We start from the raw sequence: 24,752 nt of genomic DNA on the forward strand, positions 1-24,752 counted from the left end.
TGATGGAAGCTACCGAGCTCATAAAAAAAGTCAGGAAGATCGAGATCAAGACCCGCGGACTCTCCCAGAATATTTTTGCCGGAGAGTATCACACCGCATTCAAAGGTCGTGGAATGATCTTCTCTGAAGTGCGTGAATACCAGTATGGCGACGATGTGCGCGACATAGACTGGAACGTCACTGCGCGCCATAACCACCCGTATGTAAAAGTGTATGAGGAGGAACGCGAGCTGACAGTGATGCTTCTTGTCGATGTCAGCGGAAGCCGTCTGTTCGGAGCCTTAGGCGAGGAAAAGCGTGAGATGATAGCCGAAATCGCTGCCACGATCGCTTTCTCGGCCATACAGAACAACGATAAGATCGGTGTGTTATTCTTTTCCGACAAAATAGAGAAGTTTATCCCACCCAAAAAAGGCCGGAAACATATTCTCTTCATCATCCGTGAACTGCTCGACTTCTCTCCTGAGAGCAAAGGCACAGATATAGGAGGAGCCTTGCGATATCTTACCGATGCTCTTAAAAAGCGCACCACCGCTTTTGTCATCTCCGACTTTATAGATGATGCCGAATCCTACCGTACATCACTGTCGGTAGCCGCCAACAAGCACGATCTGATAAGCATACAGGTTTTCGACAAACGTGACACCCAGATTCCTGATATAGGACTGATTCGTGTGAAAGATCTCGAAACCGGAGGCGAACGATGGCTCGACACTTCGTCGAAGCGCACACGGCAGGCATTGAGCAAATGGTGGTATGACCGCCAACAGAAAATGACTGAAACGATGCGTCACAGCGGAGTCGACATAGCCTCGATTGCCACCGATGAGGATTACGTGCGCGCATTAATGGCTCTTTTCCAACGGCGTGGCGTAAGATGACAGCGCGCAGTGCGGCAACCGCTGCATGATGCGTCAGGAATCATCACCACAAGCATCCGGACGACAGATCACACTCCACACCCACCAACATTACATTCCCAACCATAAAGACATGAATCTTTCGGCAAGACAACCACTGATACTCCTAACCGCAATACTGCTTGCAGCCATAGGGGCAGGAGGCGCGGCAACCGCACAGGTCAAAGTAAGGGTAGCACTCGACTCGGCCTATATAGAGATGGGGCGCACCACGCCTCTTCATGTGGAAGTGACCGGAAAAATCGACGAAACGGGAGGTATCATGCTCCCCGACACTCTCTGGCGTGAAGTGGAGGTGGCCAAAGTGGGTGAACCGCTTGTGACCGATCTCGGCAACGGCAACAAAGAGCTGCGTCAGGAGGTGATACTCCAGGCTTTTGATTCGGGACTGTACACTCTGCCTCCGGTATTGTTCGTGCAGGACGGGCAAGTGACCGAAAGCAACCGCCCCGCCCTGAAAGTGATGCCGGTGGCCATTGATTCGCTATCCACGATCCATGACTATTACGACGCCCAGAATCCGCCTCGCCATTTCTTTGACTTCCTCCCCGACTGGATGACCGACTATGGCCTGTGGATTTTGCTCGCACTGCTCGTCATCGGTGCTGCCCTGTATATCTATTTCAAATGGATAAAGCAGGGACGGCTGCCGCTCGTACCTGCGAAAAAACCTGTCCCGCCCTACGAACTCGCCATGCAGCGTCTTGAAACTCTGCGCGCAGAGAATCTATGCGACAAGGGTCAGGAGAAGGAATACTATACACGACTCACCGACATACTTCGCAGCTATCTCGACACCCGTTTCGGCATCAACGCAATGGAGATGACTTCATCGCAGATAGTCAAGTCATTGCGCAATAATGAGGAGACGCGAATGCCTGAAAAATACATGAGCCGTGTGCTTGAGATAGCCGACTTCGTAAAGTTTGCCAAGGCACGGCCGCTCCCCGAGGACAACGCCGCATCATTCCGTTCGGCCCTGCAGTTTGTAGAGGACACAAAACCCCTGCCGACCGACACCGAGAAAGATACAGCCGAAGACATCAAATAATCTAACACGACTTTCTGATCAAATGCAATTCGCACATCCTACATATCTATGGTTTCTGCTGTTGCTCATACCGTATCTGGCATGGTATATACTCAACCGCAACCGCAAGCACGCCACCATGTCGGTGTCGATCATAGCGCCTTATGCAAAAAACGGACGTCCGCTGCGCGCATGGCTTCTCCACGGCCTGTTCGTCATGCGGGCACTGTGTCTGGCAGCATTGATCGTCATCCTTGCACGTCCGCAGGCATACGACCGCTGGAGCACCTCCAACACTCAGGGCACAGATATAGTCATAGCGCTCGACATATCAACGAGTATGCTTGCGCGCGACTTCAAGCCCGACCGTTTTGAAGCAGCCAAGAAAGTGGCCTCGCAGTTTGTCAGCGGACGTGAAAGCGACAATATCGGAGTAGTGATCTTCGCCGGGGAGAGTTTCACTGCCGTGCCCATGACCACCGACAAGGCTCTTCTTGTCAACTACATCAACGACATCAAAATGGGAATGCTTCAGGACGCCACGGCAATCGGTGACGGTCTGGCCACTTCCATCAACCGTATAAAAGACGGAAAAGCCAAGTCGAAAAGCATCATACTGCTCACCGACGGATCGAACAATACAGGCAATGTAGCTCCGGTCACGGCTGCCGAGATCGCCAAGAAATACGGAATCAAGGTGTACACTATCGGCATCGGACGCAACGGCATGGCGCCGTTCCCTCAGGAGAATGCGTTCGGACGCATCGAGTATGTGAACCTTCCCGTAGTCATTGACGAAGCCACTCTCCGCGACATAGCCTCCATAACCGGCGGCAAATATTTCCGTGCCACCGACAACAATGTCCTAAAGCAGGTGTTTGACGAGATTGACGCTCTTGAAAAGACAGTGCTTGACGTGCGCAATTTCAGTCACACTGAGGAAAACTACATGATGTGGGCCTGGATCGCATTCGCACTGCTGGCACTTGAGCTGCTGCTTCGATTCACCGTGCTCCGCACTATCCCGTAAAGTCATAACACACTACACGCGTAAAACAATATGTTGAGCTTCGCATATCCTCAATTGCTATATCTGCTGCTGGCCATTCCAGTGATAGCAGCATTATATTTCCAGAGCCGTCTGAGTCGGCGCCGTCGGTTGCGCCGTTTCGGCCAGCTCAAGGTGGTCAGGGCAATGATGCCCGACTCATCGCGCTACATGGGCTGGATCAAGCTTACAATCGAATGCCTTGCTCTGGCATTCATCATCATAGCATTGGCGCGGCCTTATACTACCGGTGGCGACACTGCTTCACAAAAAGAGGAGGAAACGGTGTCGAGAGGTATTGAGGTGATGATATGCGTCGACGTGTCGAATTCGATGCTGGCGTCATCGACCGATGATCCCCGGGGTGTCAGCCGTCTGCAGCGCGCCAAATTCATTCTGGAGAAGCTCATCGACAAGATGCACGATGACAAGGTAGGTCTGATAGTTTTTGCCGGAGATGCCTATACACAGCTCCCGATCACATCCGACTATATTTCGGCCAAAATGTTTCTCAACGGCATCAATACCGATATGGTGCCCACTCAAGGCACCGCTATAGGAGCTGCCATAGATATGGCCATCAATTCATTCACCCCCGACAGTGACTTCCGCAAGGCCATAATCGTGATCACTGACGGCGAAAATTTCGAAGACAATGCTGTGGAGGAAGCCCGACGCGCAGCCTCGGCAGGGATTCAGGTCGACGTGATCGGCATAGGAGGCGGCAAAGGCTCACCCATACCCATGAGCGGAGGCGAATATCTCAAAGACCAGCAAGGTCAGGTGGTGATGACCGCCCTCAACGAGTCTATGGCCAAAGAGATAGCTCAGGCGGGCGACGGCGTGTATCTCTCGGGAGGATCTTCGTCGGTAGTGGGTGATCTTGACAGCCATCTTGACAAGCTTGGCAAGACGGAGTTCAAGCGTCGCACAGCCGCATCGGCCGCCAACGAACTGTTCCCCATAGCCGCGATACTGGCCATAATGATGCTTGTGATCGACGGACTGCTCCCCTACTGCAAGATATCGTGGCTCCGCGACATCAACTTCTTCACAAAACAAACCTCAGGAAAGAAAGATGAAAACGGCAAATAAGACTTTGGCTATGATATTGGTGGCTGCGGCCGGAATGCTTGGCATTACCGCCCGTGCATCCGACAGTGACCAAGAGATCCTTCCCACCACCAAACAGGAACGCAATCTCATAAGGGAAGGCAACAGTCTTTACCGTCAGAAGCGTTTTGCCGAAGCTGAAGTGAAATACCGGAAAGCTTTGGAGGAGGTGCCACAGTCGGAAACTGCCCTCTTCAATCTTGCCGCGTCACTGATACGCCAAAGCGGATCGGCCGATCCCAACAGCGGAAACAATCCCATCAAGGATGCCTCGGAAATCCTGCGGCAGCTCGGCAAAGACGGATTCGACACCAATCTGTCGGGCAAGGCATTCTACAATCTCGGCAACATAGCGTTCAACAACAATGATTTTGCAGGCGCAGTGGATATGTACAAACACTCGCTTCGCAAGAATCCTGACGACGACAAGGCGCGCCAGAATCTGCGCATAGCCCAGAAAAAGCTTGAACAACAGCAGCAGGACCAGCAGAATAATCAGGATAAACAGAATCAGGACCAGCAGCAGAATCAGGACCAGCAGCAACAGCAGCAAGATAAACAGAATCAGGATCAGCAAAACCAGGATCAGCAGCAGAACCAGGATCAGCAACAGCAGCAGGACAAAAAAGATCAGCAGAAAAAGCAACAGCAGCAACAGCAAATGAGCAATTCCAACGCCGACAAGATATTGAAGGCGATGGAAAACGAAGAGGCTACCACACGCAAACGTGTCGAGGCCGAAAAGAAAAAAGCTGCCGCCGCACGAAAGAAGCAGGTCACCAATCCATGGTAATCATTGTCGCGCGGAATCTGTTCCTGACACTTACAGCCGGAGAACATTTCGGCCGACAACATAATAAGACTTACACGACTTATCACGAAGCATGATGAAAAAGTTTCTGACATTCATAGCGCTGACGATCATCGCATCGGCCGGACTGCGAGCCGAGGTAGCGTTCAAGGTCAAAGCCCCCGAACGCGTTATGGTCGGCGAACAGTTCTATATCACCTACTCGGTTGTCGACGGCAATCCGAGCCTGCGCTCGCTGCGTGTCCCGGAGATCCCCGGATGCAAACTGCTCTATGGACCGTCGGAGAGCAGAAGCCAGAGCTATGAGATGATCAACGGCCGCACACGCTCCAATTCAAGAGTCGACTACACCTATGTGTACCGCGCTGAAAAGGAGGGTGCTGTCACTATCGGCGAGGCCTCCGTAGAGGCCGACGGACGACAGTTGTCGACCTCGCGACGCAAGCTCACCATCGTGGCCAACTCACAGTCGTCCTCCTCCGGACAAGGAAATGCCGGAAACGGCACTCCGGCCGTAAACATCGACGATATCTCCACCCAAAGCTCCGACCGTACCGTACAGTCCGATGACGTGTTTGTCCGGATCATTCTCAACAAGAGCACAGCCTACGAACAGGAGGCAATCGAGTGTACGATCAAGCTCTATACCAAATATTCCATCTCATCGTTCATGCCCACGAAGCAACCGAGCTTTGACGGTTTTCTCATAGAAGAGGTTCCGATACAGGCTCAGCTCAACGAGGTGGAAAACTATCGCGGCCAGAATTATATGACCGCACTTCTCAAACGCTGCATCATATTTCCGCAGAAATCCGGACGCCTGACCATCAACTCGGGCAATTACGACATCAGCGTGGTGCAATACGACAATGTCAACATGGGTTTTTTCAACGTGCGCACGCCACAGGAGCGCGACATCAAAGTCAGCTCCAACTCCGCATCGATAGAGATCAAGTCTCTTCCATCGCCGCAGCCCGAAGGATTCAGCGGAGCGGTAGGAACATTCACCATCGACAGCCGTCTGGTGGGCAACAGCTTCCGCACCAATGATCCGGCCACGCTGATATATACTGTCACCGGCACCGGCAATATCAAATATGTAAAAGAGCCTGAGATCGACTTCCCGTCGGAATTCGAACTGTACAATCCTCACACCGATTACGACACACGTGTCAACGGCAGCAACGTCAGCGGCACAATGACCGTGGAATACACATTTGTGCCACAGGCCACCGGTCAGTTCAAGATCGGCAGCGACAGATTTGTGTATTTCAACCCGTCAAACGGCCAGTATGTCACACTGTCAACTCCGGTCTATGACATCAAGGTCGCTCAGGGCACATCTGCGGCAGCATCGGCCGAACAGAAGGATATCGAAAGCAAAAACACCGACATACTCCATATCAAGACCGGCGACAAGCATCCTGCCATGCATCGCAATTACGTGATCGGCACATGGTGGTATTGGGCGCTGATGGTGCTGATGGTAGCCGGTGTGGCCGGCGCGGCACTGGCAAGAGGCAAACGCGCACGCATGGCGTCGGACGAAAAGGGCACCCGCCTGATCAAGGCCAACAAGGTGGCACGCCGACGGCTTAAGCTTGCCAAACACCTTTCGGAAACCGGTCAGGACGAGAAATTCCATGAAGAGATCCTAAAAGCGATCTGGGGATATCTCAGCGACAAGCTCGGCATACCCGCCTCACAGCTCACCCGCGAAAACATCATGACCGTGCTCGCTGACGCCGGCGCGCCCGAAGAGGTCAGAGCCAATCTCGGCGAGGTGCTCGACGACTGCGAAATGGCACGCTACTCTCCGGCCGACACACGTCCGTCGACATCCGACATCTACCGTAAAGCCTCACAGGCCATCAACAGTATGGAAAATATCAAGTTCAGAAAATGAAAATCTTTCAGATCATATCACTGTCAGCAGCCCTGACACTCTCTGCCAGCAGCCTTACAGCCCGGACACTCGACCAGCAGGCCGACTCGGCATATTCCGCCGACAGATTTGAAGAAGCCGCCGCACTCTACCGTCAGGCGATAGACGAGTATGGCACCTCGCCCGAACTGTATTATAATCTCGGCAACTCCTACTATCGGCTCGGCGCACCGGGTAAAGCCATCCTTGCCTACGAACGCGCACTGCGTATCGATCCGACTTTTTCCGACGCCCGCACCAATCTGGAATTTGTCAATGCCCGTCTGGCCGACCGACAGGGTGAGCGCGGTTCATTCATGAGCAACGCCTTCGACCGATTTGCCACCCTTCTCACTCCCAACGGCTGGGCATGGGCGGCATTCGCAATATTCGCCCTTTGCATGGCATGCGTGGCTATGTATATACTCACCGACACCGTCATCATCAGAAAAGCCGGTTTTTTCGGAGGAATACTGCTGCTGCTGATCTCCGTCGGAGCCATACTGACGGCCTTCAGAGCACGCAAAATATCCACTGCCCACGACCTCGCTGTCATAATCGTGCCCTCGACCATACTGAGCACCTCGCCGCGTGAGCCCAAAGACCGCAACGAAGAGGCCATGCTGCTGCACGAAGGTGTGAAGCTCCAGATACTCGACTCGATTTCCGAACGCTCCGATACGACTGGCTTAAAATGGTTTGACGTGCAGATCGACAACAATCACCGCGCATGGATCAAATCGACAGCCGTAGAGAAAATATGATTTTATGCTCTAAAACATATCAGGATTTTCGGCAAAATATTTGGCCATATTAAATATTGGGGCTATTTTTAAGCAGACAAAACAAACAAGAAAATATTCACTTCTAACCAATAAATCATTTTATTATGGCTAAGACTATTACATTCAATGAGTTGCGCAAGCTCAAAGACAGCCTGCCCGACGGAGCGACACACCAGATCGCCGACAAGCTCAATATAACCGTACAGACCGTAAGAAACTACTTCGGCGGAAGCAACTATGAGTTCGGCAAAAACGCCGGAGTTCATATCGAGCCGGGACCCGATGGCGGCATCGTGGTACTCGACGACACCACTATCTACGATATGGCTCTCGAAATCCTCAAGGAGCAGAACAAGGATTGAGGTCACACCCCAAATCCACTCGGCAGAGAACGTCTCTCCACGTGACTGCTGAAAACAGAACCATACTACGGCACAAACGCCTTGACGCCGCCTGACGACGGCCAGCCGACCGCCTTGTCAGAGGCGTCAAGGCAAAGCCGAAAGATTGCCGCAGACCGCCACCCTACTTTCGCGGCTACAATCAAGCCCCCACATACGCATTCTCCTTTCTCATTCCCCACCTTCCTCATTAATTCTCTCTTCCGGCGGTCATATTCCCCTCCACTCTCTCCACGATACAGTCCGGACAGTTCTCCTGCCCCGAAAGACACGTCTGAATCTCCTCACCGCAAATAAATCTATAGAACCCCAGCCATGGACGACCGACTGATAACTATTGCCATCCACACCTATGAGCGGGCACTCGAACTGAAATCGCTGCTTGAAAGCGAAGGGATCGAAGCTGTGCTGCAAAACGTCAACCTGTCGTCACCGATCATCTCTTCGGGAGTCAGAGTCAGAATCAAAGAACATGATCTTCCGGCAGCCTTACGGATCATAGAAAACCGTGAAATATTCGTAGGTCCGGCCGTCACATCGTTGGATCTACCGCTCTCACGCCGGATTCTTGTGCCGGTGGATTTCACCCCGATGTCAATCAAAGCCTGCAAGGCCGCCTTCAGGATAGCACACGCCCATCAGGCTGAAATCGTGCTGCTCAACGCATTTGTCGATCCGGCTCTGACTGCCTCGATACAGCTATCCGACACTCTCGACTTCGATGTCGCAGGAGCACAATTGCGCGAAAGCATAGCCAAAGCAGCCGAAAACTCCATGATCACACTGTGCGACGAACTAAAACACATGATCAAGGAGGGTGAGATACCACCGGTGAAGTTCACCAGAGAGATCACTGAGGGAGTGCCCGAGGACGCCATCAACGCATGGGCAAAAAAACATCAGCCGATGCTTATAGTCATGGCCACACGCGGCGCCGACAAGAAAGAGCGCGAACTGGTGGGAAGCGTCACTGCCGAAGTGCTCGATACAAGCCGCACACCCATATTCACCATACCGGAATCAGCATCGACTGACACAATTGAACGCATGCGCCACATTGTATTCTTCTGCACTCTCACCCAGGAGGACATGCTCGGTCTTGACGCCTTGTCGCGGCTGTTCGACGAATCAATGCTTCGTGTCACGCTACTCCACATCAGAAGCCGCAAAGACGCGACACACGGCCTTACTGCCGCCGAGGACGCCCTGCTACGATACTGCCGCGAAAACTATCCGCTATGCACATTCGAGATGATGAGCGCGGCAAGCGATCAGTCGACTGAAAAACTTGACTCGATCGACCGCACCGCGAAAATCAATATGCTTGCCGTGCTCAACAAGAAGAAAAACGTATTCGCGCGCCTCTTCAATCCCGGCATGGCTCATAGGCTGTTGTTCCGGGCCGACATACCGATGATTGTTATTCCGGTTTGAACGATCGCAGATCTGACATCCACCGCACTCCGCCATCACAACCCATTCTTCCAAGGCAACGCTAAGAGATTATCTAAAATTCATATCACTTTGCTTTTGAGAGTCTTTCCAGCGTCTTTTTGTTTGCTCCCCGGTCATGTAGCTACGGCTACACTCCCTCATCACAAACAAAAATCCATCTGACAATCCTTCTCAAAATCCGTATTATATAAATTTAGACAATCTCTAAGATTAGCATGACTGCGTGGCTTCAGGTTGCGCCAGAATGATCCGTCAGTATATGAACATGGCCATGAGTCAGGATTTTTTACTTCCGACACATGGCCATAGGTTTTTGAAGTGAATTGTCACTTTACCGGAGCGAACTGATCCTTGCCCACTCCACACAACGGGCATACCCAGTCGTCGGGTAGATCTTCAAACGAGGTGCCCGGAGCGATACCATGTTCAGGATCTCCTACTGAGGGGTCATACACCCAATCGCATACTTCACATACGTACTTGTCCATAATAGATTTTTTTTAGTGTCGGTTGATAATCCTTTCACCTGACAAACACCTTCACACCGCAAAGTGTTCGGAAATGTCGCCCTGTCATGAACACAAGCCAGTCACCGTTTTTTGACATACTTCCAAACTGATTCCATTGTTATATTTGTAGAACGGTTGTCGCTTGTTTGCGATAAAATGGCTAAATTTGTCGGTATGATAGTTTTTCCGAACGCAAAAATCAATCTCGGGCTGGCCATCACCGGACGGAGGCCCGACGGTTATCATGATATAGAAACCGTGATGTATCCAGTAGGGTGGACTGATATACTTGAAATTGTGCCATCGAAATCAGGAGTGACCGAATTGTTCACTTCGGGGAGACGCGTAGAGTGCCCGCCGGAGAGCAATCTGGTCATGAAGGCCTACCGTGCACTTGATGCCATCACGACGCTTCCGCCTGTCAGCATCTATCTCCACAAAGTGATTCCAGACGGCGCCGGGCTGGGCGGAGGTTCGGCCGACGCGGCTTTCGCGCTCAAGGCTCTCAATACGATGCTGAACCTCGGGCTTGACTACAAGCGGCTTGAGGAAATAGCCGCCACAATCGGCGCCGACTGCCCGTTTTTTATCCGCAACCGCCCAGTGACAGCCACCGGCACCGGCACGACATTCTCTCCGGCCGACATCTCGCTTGCCGGGTACAGCATAGTCATAGCAAAGCCTGCTGGATCAGTTTCGACCCGCGAAGCATATTCCGGCGTGAAATCCTATACTGCCCCTGGCAGGGTGGCAGAAGCTATCACACGCCCCATTTCTTCATGGGATGGATGCCTAATAAACGATTTTGAGGCATCGGTAGCCGCACAACTCCCCGAAATAACCGCAATCAAACAGCAACTTGCCGACATGGGAGCCGTCTACACTTCCATGTCAGGATCCGGCTCGGCTGTCTACGGTCTGTTTGGATGTGACATTTTGTCAGACGATATTTCAGGTAAGTTCCCCGGCATGGACATCTATATCGGGCGGCTTGACTGACTGAACGTTATCCGCTCCCGTTTGTTATGTCAGATAAAGAGCCTTGCAGTTTGGCAAGATTTTTGCACAGTATAAAAAAATTAGTGTCTAATATGAGCGATAAAAAGAAATCATCAGATAAAGCCGACGGAATGCAGTCCGAAGAGATACTGGATAATATCGGTGAATCGGTAGAGGAAACCGAAAATATGAGCGACCAGGATATCGAGAATGCCGAAATGAGCGAGATCGACAAGCTTGCCAAAGAGCTTGCCGAAGAGAAACTCAAGGTTGAGAAAGAGAAGAAGGAATATCTCTTTCTTATGGCTGAATTCGACAATTTCCGCAAACGCACCCTAAAAGAGAAGAGTGATATAATCCGCAACGCCAACGAACAGTCGATGAAAGGTCTGCTGCCTATCGTCGACGACTTCGAGCGCGGTCTCGACGCCACCAAGGATGTGGACGATCCCAACGCCATAAGAGAAGGCATGGAGATCATCTACAACAAACTCGTGAAATATCTCGAACAGAACGGAGTAAAGGCGATGGAAAGCAACGGCGCCGACTTCGATCCGGATATGCACGAAGCCATAGCCATGGTGCCGGTGGAGGATCAGAATCTTAAAGGCAAGGTGATCGACACGCCCACCAAAGGCTATACTATCAACGACAAGGTGCTCCGTCATGCCAAAGTGGCTGTCGGACAGTGACTGTAATTATCGAGAGGCATAAGAGATGGACAAGAGAGATTACTACGAAGTGCTCGGCGTAGCGAAGACAGCCACACCGGAAGAGCTTAAGAAAGCCTACCGCAAGCTGGCTATCAAATACCACCCCGACAAAAATCCAGGCGACAAGGAGGCCGAAGAGAAATTCAAGGAGGCAGCCGAAGCCTACGATGTGCTCTCCGACCCGGAGAAACGCCAGAAATACGATCAGTTCGGCCACAACATGGGGCCGCAGGGCTTCCCAGGCGGTGGATTCGGCGGCGGACACGGTTTCACGATGGAGGATATTTTCTCGCAGTTCGGCGACATATTCGGTGGCCATGGCGGTTTCGATATGGGAGGCTTCGGCAGTGCTGCCGGCGGACGTCCACGCAAACGCCAGCGTCGCGGCGACGATCTGCGCATCACCTTGAAACTGTCGCTTGAGGATATAGCCAAGGGGATCAGTAAGACACTGAAACTAAAAGCCTTTGCAAAATGTGACCATTGCAATGGCACCGGAGCCAAAGACGGCACGGCGTTCGTCACCTGCCCCACATGTCATGGATCCGGCACGGTAATGCGCACTCAACAGACCATTTTCGGACTCAGCCAAAGCGCCGCAGTGTGTCCGGAGTGTAACGGCGATGGCAAGATCATCAAAGAAAACTGCACCTACTGCAACGGCACCGGAGTGCAGCACAAGGAGCAGGTGGTTTCGTTCAATATACCTGCAGGCGTGGCCGACGGCATGACCCTTACCGTCAAGGGCAAAGGCAACGCGCCGATGCACGGCGGAGTCAATGGCGACCTGCTCGTGGTCATAGAGGAGATCAAACATCCGGAACTGATACGCGACGGCAACGATGTGGTCTACAATCTGATGCTCGACTTCCCCACCGCCGCCCTCGGAGGATCGGTGGAGGTGCCAACAATCGGAGGCCGCGCGCGCTTGAAGATAGCTCCGGGAACACAGCCCGGCAAAATACTGCGTCTGCGCGGCAAGGGACTCCCCTCCACCGAAGGCTACGGCACAGGCGACGAGCTGGTCAACGTGATGGTCTACGTGCCTGAAACGCTCAATGACGAGGAACGCAAACTTATAGAGCAGCTTGGCGACAAACCCGATATGAAGCCCAGCGACAGCGTGAAAGACCGTATTTTCAGCAAATTACGCCACATCTTCGATTAACCGTCATATACCATTTTTTTTACGGAGCGACTCGTATAACACGTATGCCGCTCCGTATTTTTTTTGTAATTTTGCCATTGCTATGGCAAAAATCATCATGATCACAGGAGGTCAGCGATCTGGGAAAAGCGAGCTGGCCGAAAAAACCGCATTGCGTCTTTCGGCGACGCCTCTGTATGTGGCCACAGCCGTAATCACCGACGAAGAGATGGCACGACGCGTTGAATCACACCGATGCCGACGCGGACCGCAATGGCGTCTGGCCGAGGAGAAGCTGTGGCCGTCACGCTGCATTGTCGCCGGAGATACCGCACTGATCGACTGCGTCACCGTGTGGTCGACCAACATGCTGTTTCACTTCGACGAGGATGCCGATAAGGCACTCAAAGCCATCATCCAAGAGCTTGACACCATTGCCGCCATGGAGAATGCCACCATAGTAGCAGTAACCAACGAGATCGGGCTTGGAGGCATAAGCCCCAATCCGCTGCAACGAAAATTCACCGACCTTCAAGGCCTTGTCAACCGGCATCTGGCCGATATTGCGTCGGAAGTATATCTAACCATATCAGGTATTCCCGTAAAAATAAAATGATCACATTCGACCTCAGGCGTCCCGACCGCACGATAGAGCCGGCGCTGCGCCACAAAGTGGACAACCTTACCAAGCCGAAGGGCTCGCTCGGCAAGCTGGAGCATCTGGCCATACAGATCGGACTGATACAGCAGACTCTCACCCCGCGACTCTCCAATCCGTGCAATATACTGTTTGCCGCCGACCACGGAATCATAAGCGAAGGAGTCAGCGTTTCGCCCAAAGAGGTGACATGGCAACAGCTCGGCCATTTCGCCAAAGGAGGAGCCGGTATCAATTTCCTGTGCCGACAGCACGGTTTCCGTCTGGTGCTTGTGGACGCCGGGGTTGATTACGACATTCCGGCCGGACACGGCATAATCGACCGCAAGGTGGGACGCTCGACACGCAACTTCCTGCATGGTCCGGCAATGACACACGACGAACTCGACTTATGTCTGCGTCATGGCGCGGAAATCGTCGACATGGTGGCCGACGAAGGCTGCAACGTGGTCAGTTTCGGCGAGATGGGCAGCGGCAACACATCGGCCTCGTCGATGTGGATGCACGCATTCGCCGGCACACCGCTGCCGCAGTGCGTGGGCGCCGGAGCCGGTCTTGACCGATCAGGCATCGACCACAAACTCAACGTACTCACCCGCGCCTGGAAGAACTATTCAGGCGACGGTAGCGTGTCCGACCTTATGGCATGGTTCGGCGGCTACGAGATGGCGATGGCCGTCGGAGGAATGCTGCGTGCAGCCGAGCGCGGAATGGTGATCATTGTCGACGGATTCATCATGACCAGCTGCATGCTGGCCGCCTCACGGCTATATCCGGAAGTGACCGAATATGCCGTCTACGGCCATCAGGGCGACGAATCGGGCCACCGTCTGGCTCTGGAAGCACTCGGAGCCATGCCTCTGCTCCACCTCGACCTGCGCCTTGGCGAAGGGAGCGGCGCAGTCTGCGCCTATCCCATCCTTCAGTCGGCGGTGAGGATGATCAACGAGATGGATTCGTTTGCCGACGTCAACGTGACAAAATATTTCGACTGATGCAACGCCTTGCAGCAGCAATATCGTTTTTCACCAGACTTCCTCTATGGAGGATGATCGAGATAGATCCGCGCCACTATGAGCGTGTCGTGGAGTTGTGGCCTGTGGCCGGATGGCTTACCGGAGGATTGAGCGCGCTGACGTTATGGCTTGCATCTCTGGTCTTCGACGCGCCTGTGGCGGCACTTCTCGCACTCACATCCCGCACCCTTTTCACCGGCGCTCTGCACGAGGACGGACTCGCCGACTTCGCCGACGGCATGGGAGGAGGCACGTCGCGCGAACGGATTCTTGCCATCATGAAGGATTCACACATCGGCACATACGGAGTCATCGCTCTTGCCCTGTATTATATGCTGGCGGCAGCCGCGATAGCCTCTCTGCCGGTGGCTGTAGCCTGCGCCACAGTCTTCGCGGCCGATGTGTGGAGCAAATACTGCGCCGGAATGATCATCAACGCCATGCCATACGCACGTCAGCGCGAAGAGGCAAAGAATCTGACTGTCTACACACGTATCCGCCCGGCCACACTGCTCACCGGATTTCTCCTGTCGGCATGGCCGCTGACGCTGCTCCATTGGCCGCTGGCACTGGCCTCGCTCGCGCCGGTCATCGCCGCAGCGCTTCTGATCATGTATATCCGCCACAAGATCGGAGGATATACAGGCGACTGCTGCGGAGCGATCTTCATCATCTCCGAACTCTGTTTTCTGCTCACTGCAGCGGCTCTGCACCGAACATTAGGCTGAAAAGGCGTGTTATAACGTCAATCAATACATAGTGAAGACATGCAACAACACATAGCCCGGCATCTGACCGACCTCATAGGCAACACACCCCTGCTTCACCTCAAGCGTTTTTCCGACGCTATGGGAATAAAAGCCGACATAATAGCCAAACTCGAATATTTCAATCCCGGAGGAAGCGTCAAAGACCGCGTGGCATTCAGCATGATCACCGAGGCCGAACGTTCCGGGGTGCTCCGCCCGGGCGGCGTGATAGTCGAGCCTACCAGCGGCAACACAGGAGTGGGACTTGCATGGATAGGATCGTCGAAAGGGTATAAGGTGATACTCACCATGCCCGATACCATGAGCAAGGAGCGCCGCGAGCTTCTTAAAGCCTACGGAGCGCAGATCGTGCTCACTCCGGGCGCCGACGGAATGGCCGGTGCCATAGCCAGAGCCGAAGAAATCAGGATTTCCACACCGGGAGCCATCGTGCTCGGACAGTTTACCAACCCTGCCAATCCGGCCGCGCACGAAGCCACTACCGGCCCAGAGATCTGGAACGCTACCAAAGGGAAAGTGGACATATTCATATCCGGCGTAGGCACCGGCGGCACGATCACCGGCACCGGACGCTATCTCAAGAGCCGCAACCGGAATGTGAGGATTGTGGCGGTAGAACCGCGTGAATCGGCCGTGCTTTCAGGTGAGAATCCGGGGCCGCACGGCATACAGGGGATAGGCGCCGGTTTTACTCCTGTCATTTATGATCCCTCGGTAGTCGACGAGATAGTCACCGTATATACAGACTATGCCAGAACCATGACACGCCAGATAGCCCGTCAGGAAGGTCTGCTCGTCGGCATATCGTCGGGAGCTGCACTCGCCGCGGCCCTCGAGATAGGCCGTCGACCCGAATCAGAAGGCAAAACGATCGTAGCGCTGCTACCCGACACGGGTGAACGCTATCTCTCGACCGGTGTATATGACTGAACCGACCGGCAGACGCAAGCCATCAGTCCCTCGGGTTGCGACGGTATATAAACCGCGCCAGACCCACTATATAGCGTCTGAAACCAGGACGATATGACAGCAGGCGGTCAAACCATCCAAGATAAGGATTGAGCAGCTTGATTTCCAAGCCGACAAAAATCATTGCAAACAATGTGCCAGGCCCCACAATATTCCAGGCCCAGCGACCAAAAAACAGATAACTGCTGACCACCGCCAACACCACCAGAACAGTATCCACCACTATCTTCACACGTGGGAAAGCCACTCCCGTGACACGGCTCAACGCCACCGGGAATCCCTCGCCAGGCATGGTCACCGAACCGCAGCGCACCTCAAGGGCTATCCCCACGCCCATCACCGCACAACCGGCAAACTGAGTGGCTATCCGCGAGATCACTGTCGCACATTCAAGCCAATCGGTGAGCATCATGTTGATGTCGATCAACCAACCGAACACAAAACCTATCACAAGCTGAGACAGCTGCATGGGATTGAACCGGCTACGCAGGACGGCTATCTGAAGACCCACCAGCACGAAATTCATCACTATCGTATAGCCTCCCACCGTCAGAGCCGGCGCGAGCCCCCGCGCCCCGGCGATAGAGAGCGACAGCGGCAACGACGATATGACACTGCTGCCGAGATCGGACTTGATACACAACACTACACCAAGAGTCATCAGATAGATTGAAACAAGCAGAAGAGCATGCTGCCATACGAATGACAAGACAGCCTCTTTGCGCGACAACGTTGTTGAAATCTCCATAAAAAACTTAATATTGAATATCTACTCAGGACAGCGCCTCACCGGCGTTTCCACCTGCAAAACTACAAAAAAATCCGCTGACAGCCGAAAGCCTCCCACAATGTAGACAGTACTACCAAAGTCGGGCGTTTCACGACTGTATTTTGCGAATGTCAGACTACCCCCGTGGCCGCTAACGGTTATTTGGACGGATATATAAGATTTTTATAAGAAAAAACTTGTAGACGGAACTATAAATCACTAAATTTGCAGTATAAAACCAAAACATCAAAAACAGCAAGTCTAAGTCATGAGCAAAGAAAGAATACTGGTCACCGGCGGCACCGGTTACATCGGCTCGCATACAACAGTCGAGCTTCAGAATGCAGGATATGACGTTGTCATTGTCGACAATCTCTCCAACTCCAATGTTGAAGTGCTCGACGGCATAGAGAAAATCACCGGCAAGCGTCCGGCTTTTGTAGAGGCCGACTGCACCGACCTCGCTGCCATGCAGAAACTGTTTGCCGACTATCCCGGCATCAAAGGCATCATCAACTTTGCCGCAAGCAAGGCTGTAGGCGAATCGGTTGAGAAACCCATACTCTACTATCGCAACAATCTCAACACCCTGCTCAACCTGCTCGATATCATGGGTCCCAACGGAGTCAAGGGCATCGTGTTCTCATCGTCGTGCACCGTCTATGGCGAACCCGACGTGAACCCCGTCACAGAGCAGTCGCCCATAAAGAAAGCCACTTCTCCCTACGGAAACACCAAGCAGATCTCCGAAGAGATAATAACGGACGTCATCACTTCCGGCGCACCGTTCAAAAGCGTCATACTCCGCTATTTCAATCCCGTCGGCGCGCATCCCAGCGCAGAGATAGGCGAACTGCCCAACGGTGTGCCCCAGAACCTCATACCGTTTGTCACCCAGACGGCGATCGGCATCCGCAAAGAGCTTTCGGTGTTTGGCAACGACTACGACACTCCCGACGGATCGTGCATCCGCGACTTCATCAATGTTGTGGATCTCGCCAAAGCCCATGTGATAGCCATACAGCGCATGCTTGAGGACAAGAGCCAGGACAAGATCGAGATCTTCAACCTCGGCACAGGCATCGGACTGTCGGTGCTCGAACTCATAGAGTCATTCGAGCGCGCCACAGGCGTGAAGGTGCCTCACAAGATCGTGGGACGCCGCACCGGCGACATCGAAAAAGTATGGGCCAATCCCGAACATGCCAACAATGTGCTCGGATGGAAGGCCGAAACGCCTATCGACGACACTATGCGTTCGGCATGGGCATGGCAGTGCAAGCTCCGCGAGCGCGGCATAATGTGATGCAGGTCGACCACACCGTATGACGACAATGCGATCAGCCTGCGTCAAAGAAATCATAGCTGTGGCGGCAATCCTTTTCGGACTGCCGCCATACGCTTTATCACAACCCACCGGCACGAAAAACCCGGCTGAACCGGACTCAACACTGACCGTAAGCCTGCTGACTGCCGCACCCGGCGACGACATCTATGAGCTCGAAGGACATGCAGCCCTGAGGCTCAAAAGCTCCACCTATGACATGACCGTCAACTGGGGACTGTTTGACTTCGATTCACCCAATTTTGTCTACCGGTTTGTCAAGGGTGAAACCGACTATATGGCCGGTGCGATACCGACAGCCTATTTCATCGAGCAATACCGTCGTGAAGGCCGACGACTCAAAGAGCAGACATTCAACCTCACGCCGGAGGAAGCCGGCCGTCTGCGCGAGCTTGTCGAGATCAATCTTATGCCTGAAAACCGTACGTATCGATACAACTACATCAGGGACAACTGTTCGACCCGCTGCATAGACATCGTGGAGCGTGCCATCGGCGACTCCGTGTATCTGGGCGCACCGGCCGGTGAACTGGCCGGAAATGTCAGCTTCCGCGACATGATGGCCTACCACCACCGCAACTATCCATGGTATCAGTTCGGCATAGATCTTGCCCTTGGCAATGGCATTGACCATACGCTCACCAACCGTCAGAAAGCATTTGCTCCCACGGTGCTCGAATGTCAGGCCGAGCAGGCTCTGCGTCCAGACGGCACCCCGTTGACGCTCGGCACGGAAATACTTGTGGCGGGCGACGAGCATGGCACTGCCCTCGCCCCGACACCATGGTGGATAACACCACTGGCCGTATGCTGGGCTATCTTTGCCGTAGTCATTTCACTGACCGTCGCCGACATAAACCGCGGATCTGTCAGCCGATGGCTTGACTCGCTGCTGTTCGGCGCGATGGGACTGACCGGATGCGTCATCGCATTTCTCATTTTCATCTCGGTTCACGAAGCCACGTCGCCCAACTGGCTTATACTGTGGCTCAACCCGTTATGCTTCATACCGGCAATACTGGAATGGTCGCGACGCTGTCGTGCCTTTCTTATTTGCTATCATTTTGTTAACTTTGCAGCGATTTTGACAATGACGATTTTAATGACCGTCGGCGAACAAAATTGCAACTCAGCGTTTATTCCTTTGATAGCATGTAGCGCGCTACGTTCGACAAGCTATATCTACATTTCGCTATGCGGAAAAAGAAAAGAACTGACATACAGCATAAAATACTCTGTGCGGTACTCCTGACTCTTGTCACTGCATCAGCCGGCGCCCAGACCGCTCCCAAGCGGCCTCAGATGGTGGTAGGCATAATGGTGGAGGGACTCAGTCAGGATTATCTCGACCTGCTGCATAATCATTTCACCGACGGCGGTTTCAAGCGCCTGATGCGCGACGGAGCCACACTGAGCAACGTCGACTACGGTCCGGGAGTGGATGCCGCCGCCGCCACAGCAATAATCTATACGGGAGCGGCTCCCAGCGTCAACGGCATTCCGGCGGAATACGTATATGACCGCGAGCGTCGCCGCAGCCGCAGCATACTGCTCGACACAGCCAAGATAGGAAATTTCACAAACGAAACCTATTCACCCGCCGCCATACTCGTATCGACTCTCGGCGATGAAGTGAGGCTCGACGCCGCAGGCACAGGGTGGGTCTACAGCGTGGCTCCTGATCCGGCGCAGGCCATAATCATGACCGGACACGCCGGCAACAGCGGGTTCTGGATCAATGATCACACCGGCTCATGGGCAACGACCACACACTACAAGGATGTGCCGAGAAGCATTTCCTCGCGCAATTACCGCCGGCCGATATCCACCGTGCTCGACACCCTAAAGTGGGAGCCACTTCTGACGCCGGCACAGTATCCCGACGTACCCGACTATAAACGGCAATACCCTTTCCGCCACTATTTCGGACGGAAGGACGTTGACCGCTACCGACAGTACAAAGCCTCGGCCAAAGCCAACGAAGAGGTGACATCGATAGCCGAAGAGTATCTTTCGACCATGGCGCTGGGCACTCGCGGCCCGGTGGATATGGTCAACATCGGATATTCTCTCTCGCCCTATCCCTACACTGCCGACGGCGACAACCGCATGGAAACCATTGACGCATATCTGCGCCTCGACCGCGATCTGGCCAGGCTGATGAAAGCCATCGACCACCGCACCGGAGCCGGAAACTCGCTGATATTCCTTGCCGGCTATCCCGCCCGCCCGACATCGAGGCGCGACGACGAGAAATGGGGACTGCCCTCAGGCGAATTCTCGCCACGAAAAGCCATCTCGCTCCTCAACATGTATCTCATCGCTCTCCACGGCAACGGCGACTGGGTGACAGGATACTTCAACCGCAACTTCTACCTCAACCAGCGGCTTATCAAGGAGAACCGTCTTGACGCTTCAGATGTCAGAGCCGAGGCTGCCGAATTCCTTGCACGGATGAGCGGCGTCAGCGGGGTGTACACTATCGACGACATCATCGCATCACGCGCAGGCGACAACGCCAACGAACTGAAACGCAACACCCTGGTGAAATACGCCGGCGACGTGGTGGTAAACATCACTCCCGGCTGGTCAGTGACCGACGACACTGTCAGCGGAGCTGTCAACGCTCCGCAAGTGGCTCGCGAAGCCTTCTTCCCTTCCACCGTCATAGTCATGGGACCGGGAGTGAAGCCACAGACCATTGACGAGAAAATCGACGCAAGGCGCATTGCTCCCACCGTTTGCCGGCTTCTTCGCATCCGTTCGCCCGGAGCGGCATCCCTTCCTGCCGTCAGACTCTGAGGCATCATCACCGATCAAAGCAGGAGCGCGCCTGATGACGCATGACAGAATATCACCTTATGACTTGATGCAGATATCTGTCGGAATACAGGCTGACTCCACGATGGGATCTATTGTGCGACACAATATCCCTTACGCGACATAAACGCAAACATCATATTCATCAGAATCAAAATAACAACATGTCACTAAACTCATTTTTAAGCAAGATATTCGGCAACAAATCACAGCGCGATCTCAAGGAGATACAGCCAATCATCGACAAAATCAAAGCTTGCGGAGAAAAAGTAAAAACGCTCGACAACGATGCGCTCCGACAGACCATCAGCGATGTGCGCGCTGACATCAAGAAGGCCATAGAAACCGATGAAACAGCGATCGCCGGACTCAAGACCGAGATCGAGACCCTGCCGTTCGACAAGCGTCAGCCGCTGTGGGATGAAATAGACCGTCATGAAAAAAACATACTCGACACGATAGAGAACAAGCTCAACGAGCACCTTCCGGTAGTGTTCGCTACCATGCGCGAAACCGCCGCACGCTTTGCCGCCAATCCGACCGTTGAGGTTACAGCCACACAGATGGACCGCGATCTGGCCGCCGCAGGCAAGGAGTTTGTCAGCATCGAAGGCGACAAGGCCATCTGGAAAAACCACTGGCTTGCCGGAGGCAACGAGATCACCTGGGATATGGTCCACTACGACGTGCAGCTCATAGGCGGCGTGGTGCTCCATCAGGGCAAGATCGCCGAGATGGCTACCGGTGAGGGCAAAACTCTTGTAGCCACACTGCCGGTATTCCTGCGCTCGCTCTCCGGACGCGGCGTGCACGTGGTGACCGTCAACGACTATCTGTCGAAACGCGACTCCGAATGGATGGGACCGCTCTATATGTTCCACGGATCGAGCGTAGACTGCATCGATAAGCATCAGCCTAACTCCACCGGACGACGCGACGCATATAACTGCGACATCACTTTCGGCACCAACAACGAATTCGGCTTCGACTACCTGCGCGACAATATGGCTCTCTCGCCTTCCGATCTCGTGCAGCGCAAACACTACTATGCGATTGTCGACGAGGTAGACTCGGTGCTTATCGACGACGCCCGTACACCGCTCATCATCTCCGGTCCGGTGGCGAGAGGCGACGACCAGATGTTCAACGAATACCGGCCCAACGTAGAGAAAGTTGTCGCCGCCCAGCGCAAACTCGTCACACAGATGCTTACCGACGCAAAGGCGAAGCTCGCATCGGACGACAAAGATACCCGCAAAGCCGGCGCTCTCGAACTGTTCCGGTCGTTCAAGGGTCTGCCCAAGAACGGCGCGCTGATCAAGTTCCTCAGCCAGGAGGGTATGAAGAACATACTGCTCGAAACCGAAGGCTATTATCTTCAGGACAATTCGCGCGAGATGCCCAAGGCCACGGAACCGCTATATTTCGTCATTGACGAGAAAAACCGCAGTGTGGATCTTACCGACAAGGGTATCGACATGCTTACCGGCACATCGGCCGACCCCGACTTCTTCGTGCTCCCCGACATAGCCGCCCAGCTCTCGGAGGCCGAGACTATCGCCGACGCCGCAGAGCGCCAGCAGAAAAAGGATGAGCTGATGCAGAACTATGCCGTCAAGGCCGAGCGTGTACATACCGTCACACAGCTGCTCAAAGCCTACACCCTCTTTGAGAAGGATGTGGAATATGTGATCGACGACAACAAGATCAAGATCGTCGACGAACAGACCGGACGCATCATGGAGGGCCGGCGCTACTCCGACGGACTCCACCAGGCCATAGAGGCCAAAGAGGGAGTGAAGGTTGAGGCTGCCACGCAGACCTTCGCCACCATCACCCTGCAGAACTACTTCAGAATGTATCACAAGCTTGCCGGCATGACCGGTACGGCCGAGACCGAGGCCGGAGAGCTGTGGGATATATACAAGCTCGACGTCGTGACCATCCCGACGAACCGTCCGGTGGCACGCATCGACATGAACGACCGCGTCTACAAGACCAAGAAAGAGAAATATGCCGCAGTGATCGACGAGATCGTCAAGCTGCGCGAGGAGGGACGTCCGGTGCTCGTGGGCACCACCTCGGTGGAGATCTCCGAGCTGCTCAAGCGCATGCTCGACATGCGCCGCATACCCTGTCAGGTGCTCAACGCCAAACTTCACCAGAAAGAGGCCGACATCGTGGCACAGGCCGGCAAGACAGGTACTGTCACCATTGCCACCAACATGGCAGGCCGAGGCACCGACATCAAGCTCCCCGAAGAAGTGAAGAAGGCCGGAGGTCTGGCCATCATCGGCACCGAACGCCATGAGAGCCGCCGTGTGGACCGTCAGCTCCGCGGACGTTCCGGCCGTCAGGGCGATCCGGGATCGTCGGTGTTCTACGTATCGTTCGAGGACACTCTGATGCGCCTGTTCGCCACCGACCATGTCACCAAAGTGCTCGACCGCCTCGGCCTCAAAGAGGGCGAAATGATAGAGAGCGGCATGGTGACCCGCGCCATCGAGAAGGCTCAGAAACGCGTGGAAGAGAACAACTTCGGCATACGCAAACGCCTCCTCGAATATGACGACGTCATGAACAAGCAGCGTACCTACATCTATTCGCGACGCCATCATGCCCTGCTCGGCGAACGTATAGGCATCGACATCGCCAATATGTTCTATGACTATATCGAGAACCTCATCACGACCTACGACTCACCTGCCGCATTCGGCGATCTGTCGCTTGAACTTTTCAAGACCCTTACGATCGAGGCACCCTTCACCGAAGAGGAATTCCGCAGCATGAGCAAGGAAGAAGCCATCGACCGCGTGCATCAGGCGGCTATCGAAGCTTTCGACCGCAAAAACGACCGTATCCGCGAAGTAGCCATGCCGGTGATCAAGGACTGCGTCGAAAACCGTGGTCTGAACTCCATGATACTCGTGCCTATCACCGACGGCAAACGCGTGTTCAGCCTTCCGGTCAATATCATCGACGCCTACAATTCCGACGGCCGCGCCATCGTCAAGGAGTGGCACAAGGCTATCATGCTCGTGAGCATCGACGAACTCTGGAAGGAGCATCTGCGTGAGCTCGACCAGCTCAAGCAGTCGGTGCAGAACGTATCATACGAGCAGAAGGATCCTCTGGTAATCTACAAGGTAGAGTCGTTCCACCTCTTCGAGAATATGCTCAACAATCTCAACGTGAAGGTGATCTCGGCTCTGATGCGCGGACAGCTCTACATACAGCAGCGTCCGGCTCAGCAGCAGCCCGAAGGCGCTCAGCAACAGGCGCCCCAGCCCGAAGTGCAGCGCGCCATGCCCGAAAGCCACCGTCAGGCCAGCAACTACCGCGAGAGCCGCGGCAATCTGCCCGGTGAAGCCGAGCAGCGTGCCGCAGCAGCGTCCAGCCAGGGAGAGCAGCAGCGTCCCATGCCCGTCAAGGCCGGCCCGAAAATCGGCCGCAACGATCTCTGCCCCTGCGGCAGCGGCAAGAAATACAAAAACTGCCACGGACAGGGTCTTTAATCATCGTAAATACAAAATCACAAAACGCAGAAGAC

22 protein-coding genes are annotated in these 24,752 nt (G+C 54.0%); 20 read left to right on the forward strand and 2 right to left on the reverse strand.

Going from position 1 to position 24,752, the window contains the following annotated elements; genetic code table 11:
* Positions 1-2 precede the first annotated feature (2 nt).
* The 9 genes from NF347_RS06140 (at position 3) to NF347_RS06180 (ending at position 9,466) form a co-directional block, all read left to right on the forward strand.
* Positions 3-881, forward strand: a complete 879-nt coding sequence (locus NF347_RS06140) for a DUF58 domain-containing protein (RefSeq protein WP_107034868.1) — start codon at positions 3-5, stop codon at positions 879-881.
* A 25-nt stretch (positions 882-906) separates the two neighbouring features.
* Positions 907-1,971, forward strand: a complete 1,065-nt coding sequence (locus NF347_RS06145; RefSeq protein ID WP_133165416.1) for a cell wall anchor protein — start codon at positions 907-909, stop codon at positions 1,969-1,971.
* 22 nt (positions 1,972-1,993) lie between these two features.
* On the forward strand, positions 1,994-2,980 hold the full coding sequence (locus NF347_RS06150; RefSeq protein WP_107681324.1) for a vWA domain-containing protein: 987 nt from the start codon (positions 1,994-1,996) through the stop codon (positions 2,978-2,980).
* A 30-nt stretch (positions 2,981-3,010) separates the two neighbouring features.
* Positions 3,011-4,093, forward strand: a complete 1,083-nt coding sequence (locus tag NF347_RS06155; RefSeq protein WP_107681325.1) for a vWA domain-containing protein — start codon at positions 3,011-3,013, stop codon at positions 4,091-4,093.
* Complete coding sequence (locus tag NF347_RS06160) at positions 4,077-4,904, forward strand: tetratricopeptide repeat protein (RefSeq protein WP_107681326.1); 828 nt, start codon at positions 4,077-4,079, stop codon at positions 4,902-4,904. Before NF347_RS06155 ends, NF347_RS06160 begins: the two co-directional genes overlap by 17 nt.
* Positions 4,905-4,995: 91 nt before the next feature.
* Positions 4,996-6,828: a BatD family protein gene (locus tag NF347_RS06165; RefSeq protein WP_107034873.1), complete on the forward strand. Its 1,833-nt coding sequence runs from the start codon at positions 4,996-4,998 to the stop codon at positions 6,826-6,828.
* Positions 6,825-7,610 (forward strand): tetratricopeptide repeat protein, encoded by a 786-nt coding sequence (locus NF347_RS06170; protein WP_107034874.1) that lies wholly within the window; start codon positions 6,825-6,827, stop codon positions 7,608-7,610. Before NF347_RS06165 ends, NF347_RS06170 begins: the two co-directional genes overlap by 4 nt.
* A gap of 125 nt (positions 7,611-7,735) precedes the next feature.
* Entirely contained in the window at positions 7,736-7,993 is a 258-nt protein-coding gene (locus NF347_RS06175) for a DNA-binding protein (RefSeq protein ID WP_107034875.1), read from the forward strand.
* Between the two features lie 354 nt (positions 7,994-8,347).
* A complete protein-coding gene (locus NF347_RS06180; protein WP_107034877.1) occupies positions 8,348-9,466 on the forward strand; it encodes a universal stress protein in 1,119 nt (372 codons plus the stop codon).
* A 347-nt stretch (positions 9,467-9,813) separates the two neighbouring features.
* Here the strand turns inward: NF347_RS06180 and rd are convergent, their stop codons facing one another.
* Entirely contained in the window at positions 9,814-9,975 is a 162-nt protein-coding gene (gene rd, locus NF347_RS06185) for a rubredoxin (protein ID WP_107034878.1), read from the reverse strand.
* A gap of 195 nt (positions 9,976-10,170) precedes the next feature.
* On the opposite strand from rd, the gene ispE reads away from it, so the two are divergent.
* The 7 genes from ispE (at position 10,171) to cysK (ending at position 16,229) form a co-directional block, all read left to right on the forward strand.
* Positions 10,171-10,995, forward strand: coding sequence for a 4-(cytidine 5'-diphospho)-2-C-methyl-D-erythritol kinase (gene ispE / locus NF347_RS06190; RefSeq protein ID WP_107034916.1), 825 nt, complete (start codon positions 10,171-10,173; stop codon positions 10,993-10,995).
* Between the two features lie 92 nt (positions 10,996-11,087).
* Positions 11,088-11,687 (forward strand): nucleotide exchange factor GrpE, encoded by a 600-nt coding sequence (locus NF347_RS06195; RefSeq protein WP_107034879.1) that lies wholly within the window; start codon positions 11,088-11,090, stop codon positions 11,685-11,687.
* A gap of 25 nt (positions 11,688-11,712) precedes the next feature.
* Complete coding sequence (gene dnaJ / locus NF347_RS06200; protein WP_107034880.1) at positions 11,713-12,876, forward strand: molecular chaperone DnaJ; 1,164 nt, start codon at positions 11,713-11,715, stop codon at positions 12,874-12,876.
* Positions 12,877-12,958: 82 nt separating this feature from the next.
* Complete coding sequence (gene cobU / locus NF347_RS06205) at positions 12,959-13,471, forward strand: bifunctional adenosylcobinamide kinase/adenosylcobinamide-phosphate guanylyltransferase (RefSeq protein ID WP_107034881.1); 513 nt, start codon at positions 12,959-12,961, stop codon at positions 13,469-13,471.
* Positions 13,468-14,508: a nicotinate-nucleotide--dimethylbenzimidazole phosphoribosyltransferase gene (gene cobT, locus NF347_RS06210; RefSeq protein ID WP_107034882.1), complete on the forward strand. Its 1,041-nt coding sequence runs from the start codon at positions 13,468-13,470 to the stop codon at positions 14,506-14,508. The genes cobU and cobT overlap by 4 nt, the downstream gene beginning before the upstream one ends.
* Positions 14,508-15,257 (forward strand): adenosylcobinamide-GDP ribazoletransferase, encoded by a 750-nt coding sequence (gene cobS / locus NF347_RS06215; RefSeq protein WP_107034883.1) that lies wholly within the window; start codon positions 14,508-14,510, stop codon positions 15,255-15,257. The genes cobT and cobS overlap by 1 nt, the downstream gene beginning before the upstream one ends.
* Before the next feature lie 39 nt (positions 15,258-15,296).
* Entirely contained in the window at positions 15,297-16,229 is a 933-nt protein-coding gene (cysK, locus tag NF347_RS06220; protein ID WP_107034884.1) for a cysteine synthase A, read from the forward strand.
* Positions 16,230-16,251: 22 nt separating this feature from the next.
* On the opposite strand, the gene NF347_RS06225 is transcribed toward cysK, so the two are convergent.
* Complete coding sequence (locus tag NF347_RS06225) at positions 16,252-17,016, reverse strand: YczE/YyaS/YitT family protein (protein ID WP_107681327.1); 765 nt, start codon at positions 17,014-17,016, stop codon at positions 16,252-16,254.
* 289 nt (positions 17,017-17,305) lie between these two features.
* On the opposite strand from NF347_RS06225, the gene galE reads away from it, so the two are divergent.
* The 4 genes from galE to secA all read left to right on the forward strand — a co-directional run bounded on the left by galE (position 17,306) and on the right by secA (position 24,717).
* Entirely contained in the window at positions 17,306-18,343 is a 1,038-nt protein-coding gene (gene galE / locus NF347_RS06230) for a UDP-glucose 4-epimerase GalE (RefSeq protein ID WP_107034886.1), read from the forward strand.
* Positions 18,344-18,371: 28 nt separating this feature from the next.
* Positions 18,372-19,634, forward strand: a complete 1,263-nt coding sequence (locus tag NF347_RS06235) for a lipoprotein N-acyltransferase Lnb domain-containing protein (RefSeq protein WP_161553746.1) — start codon at positions 18,372-18,374, stop codon at positions 19,632-19,634.
* Complete coding sequence (locus NF347_RS06240) at positions 19,577-21,184, forward strand: alkaline phosphatase family protein (protein ID WP_107681328.1); 1,608 nt, start codon at positions 19,577-19,579, stop codon at positions 21,182-21,184. Before NF347_RS06235 ends, NF347_RS06240 begins: the two co-directional genes overlap by 58 nt.
* A gap of 182 nt (positions 21,185-21,366) precedes the next feature.
* Entirely contained in the window at positions 21,367-24,717 is a 3,351-nt protein-coding gene (gene secA / locus NF347_RS06245; RefSeq protein WP_107681329.1) for a preprotein translocase subunit SecA, read from the forward strand.
* The last annotated feature ends 35 nt before the right edge of the window (positions 24,718-24,752 follow it).

It is taken from the genome of Paramuribaculum intestinale, assembly GCF_030759015.1.
GTDB lineage: Bacteria > Bacteroidota > Bacteroidia > Bacteroidales > Muribaculaceae > Paramuribaculum > Paramuribaculum intestinale.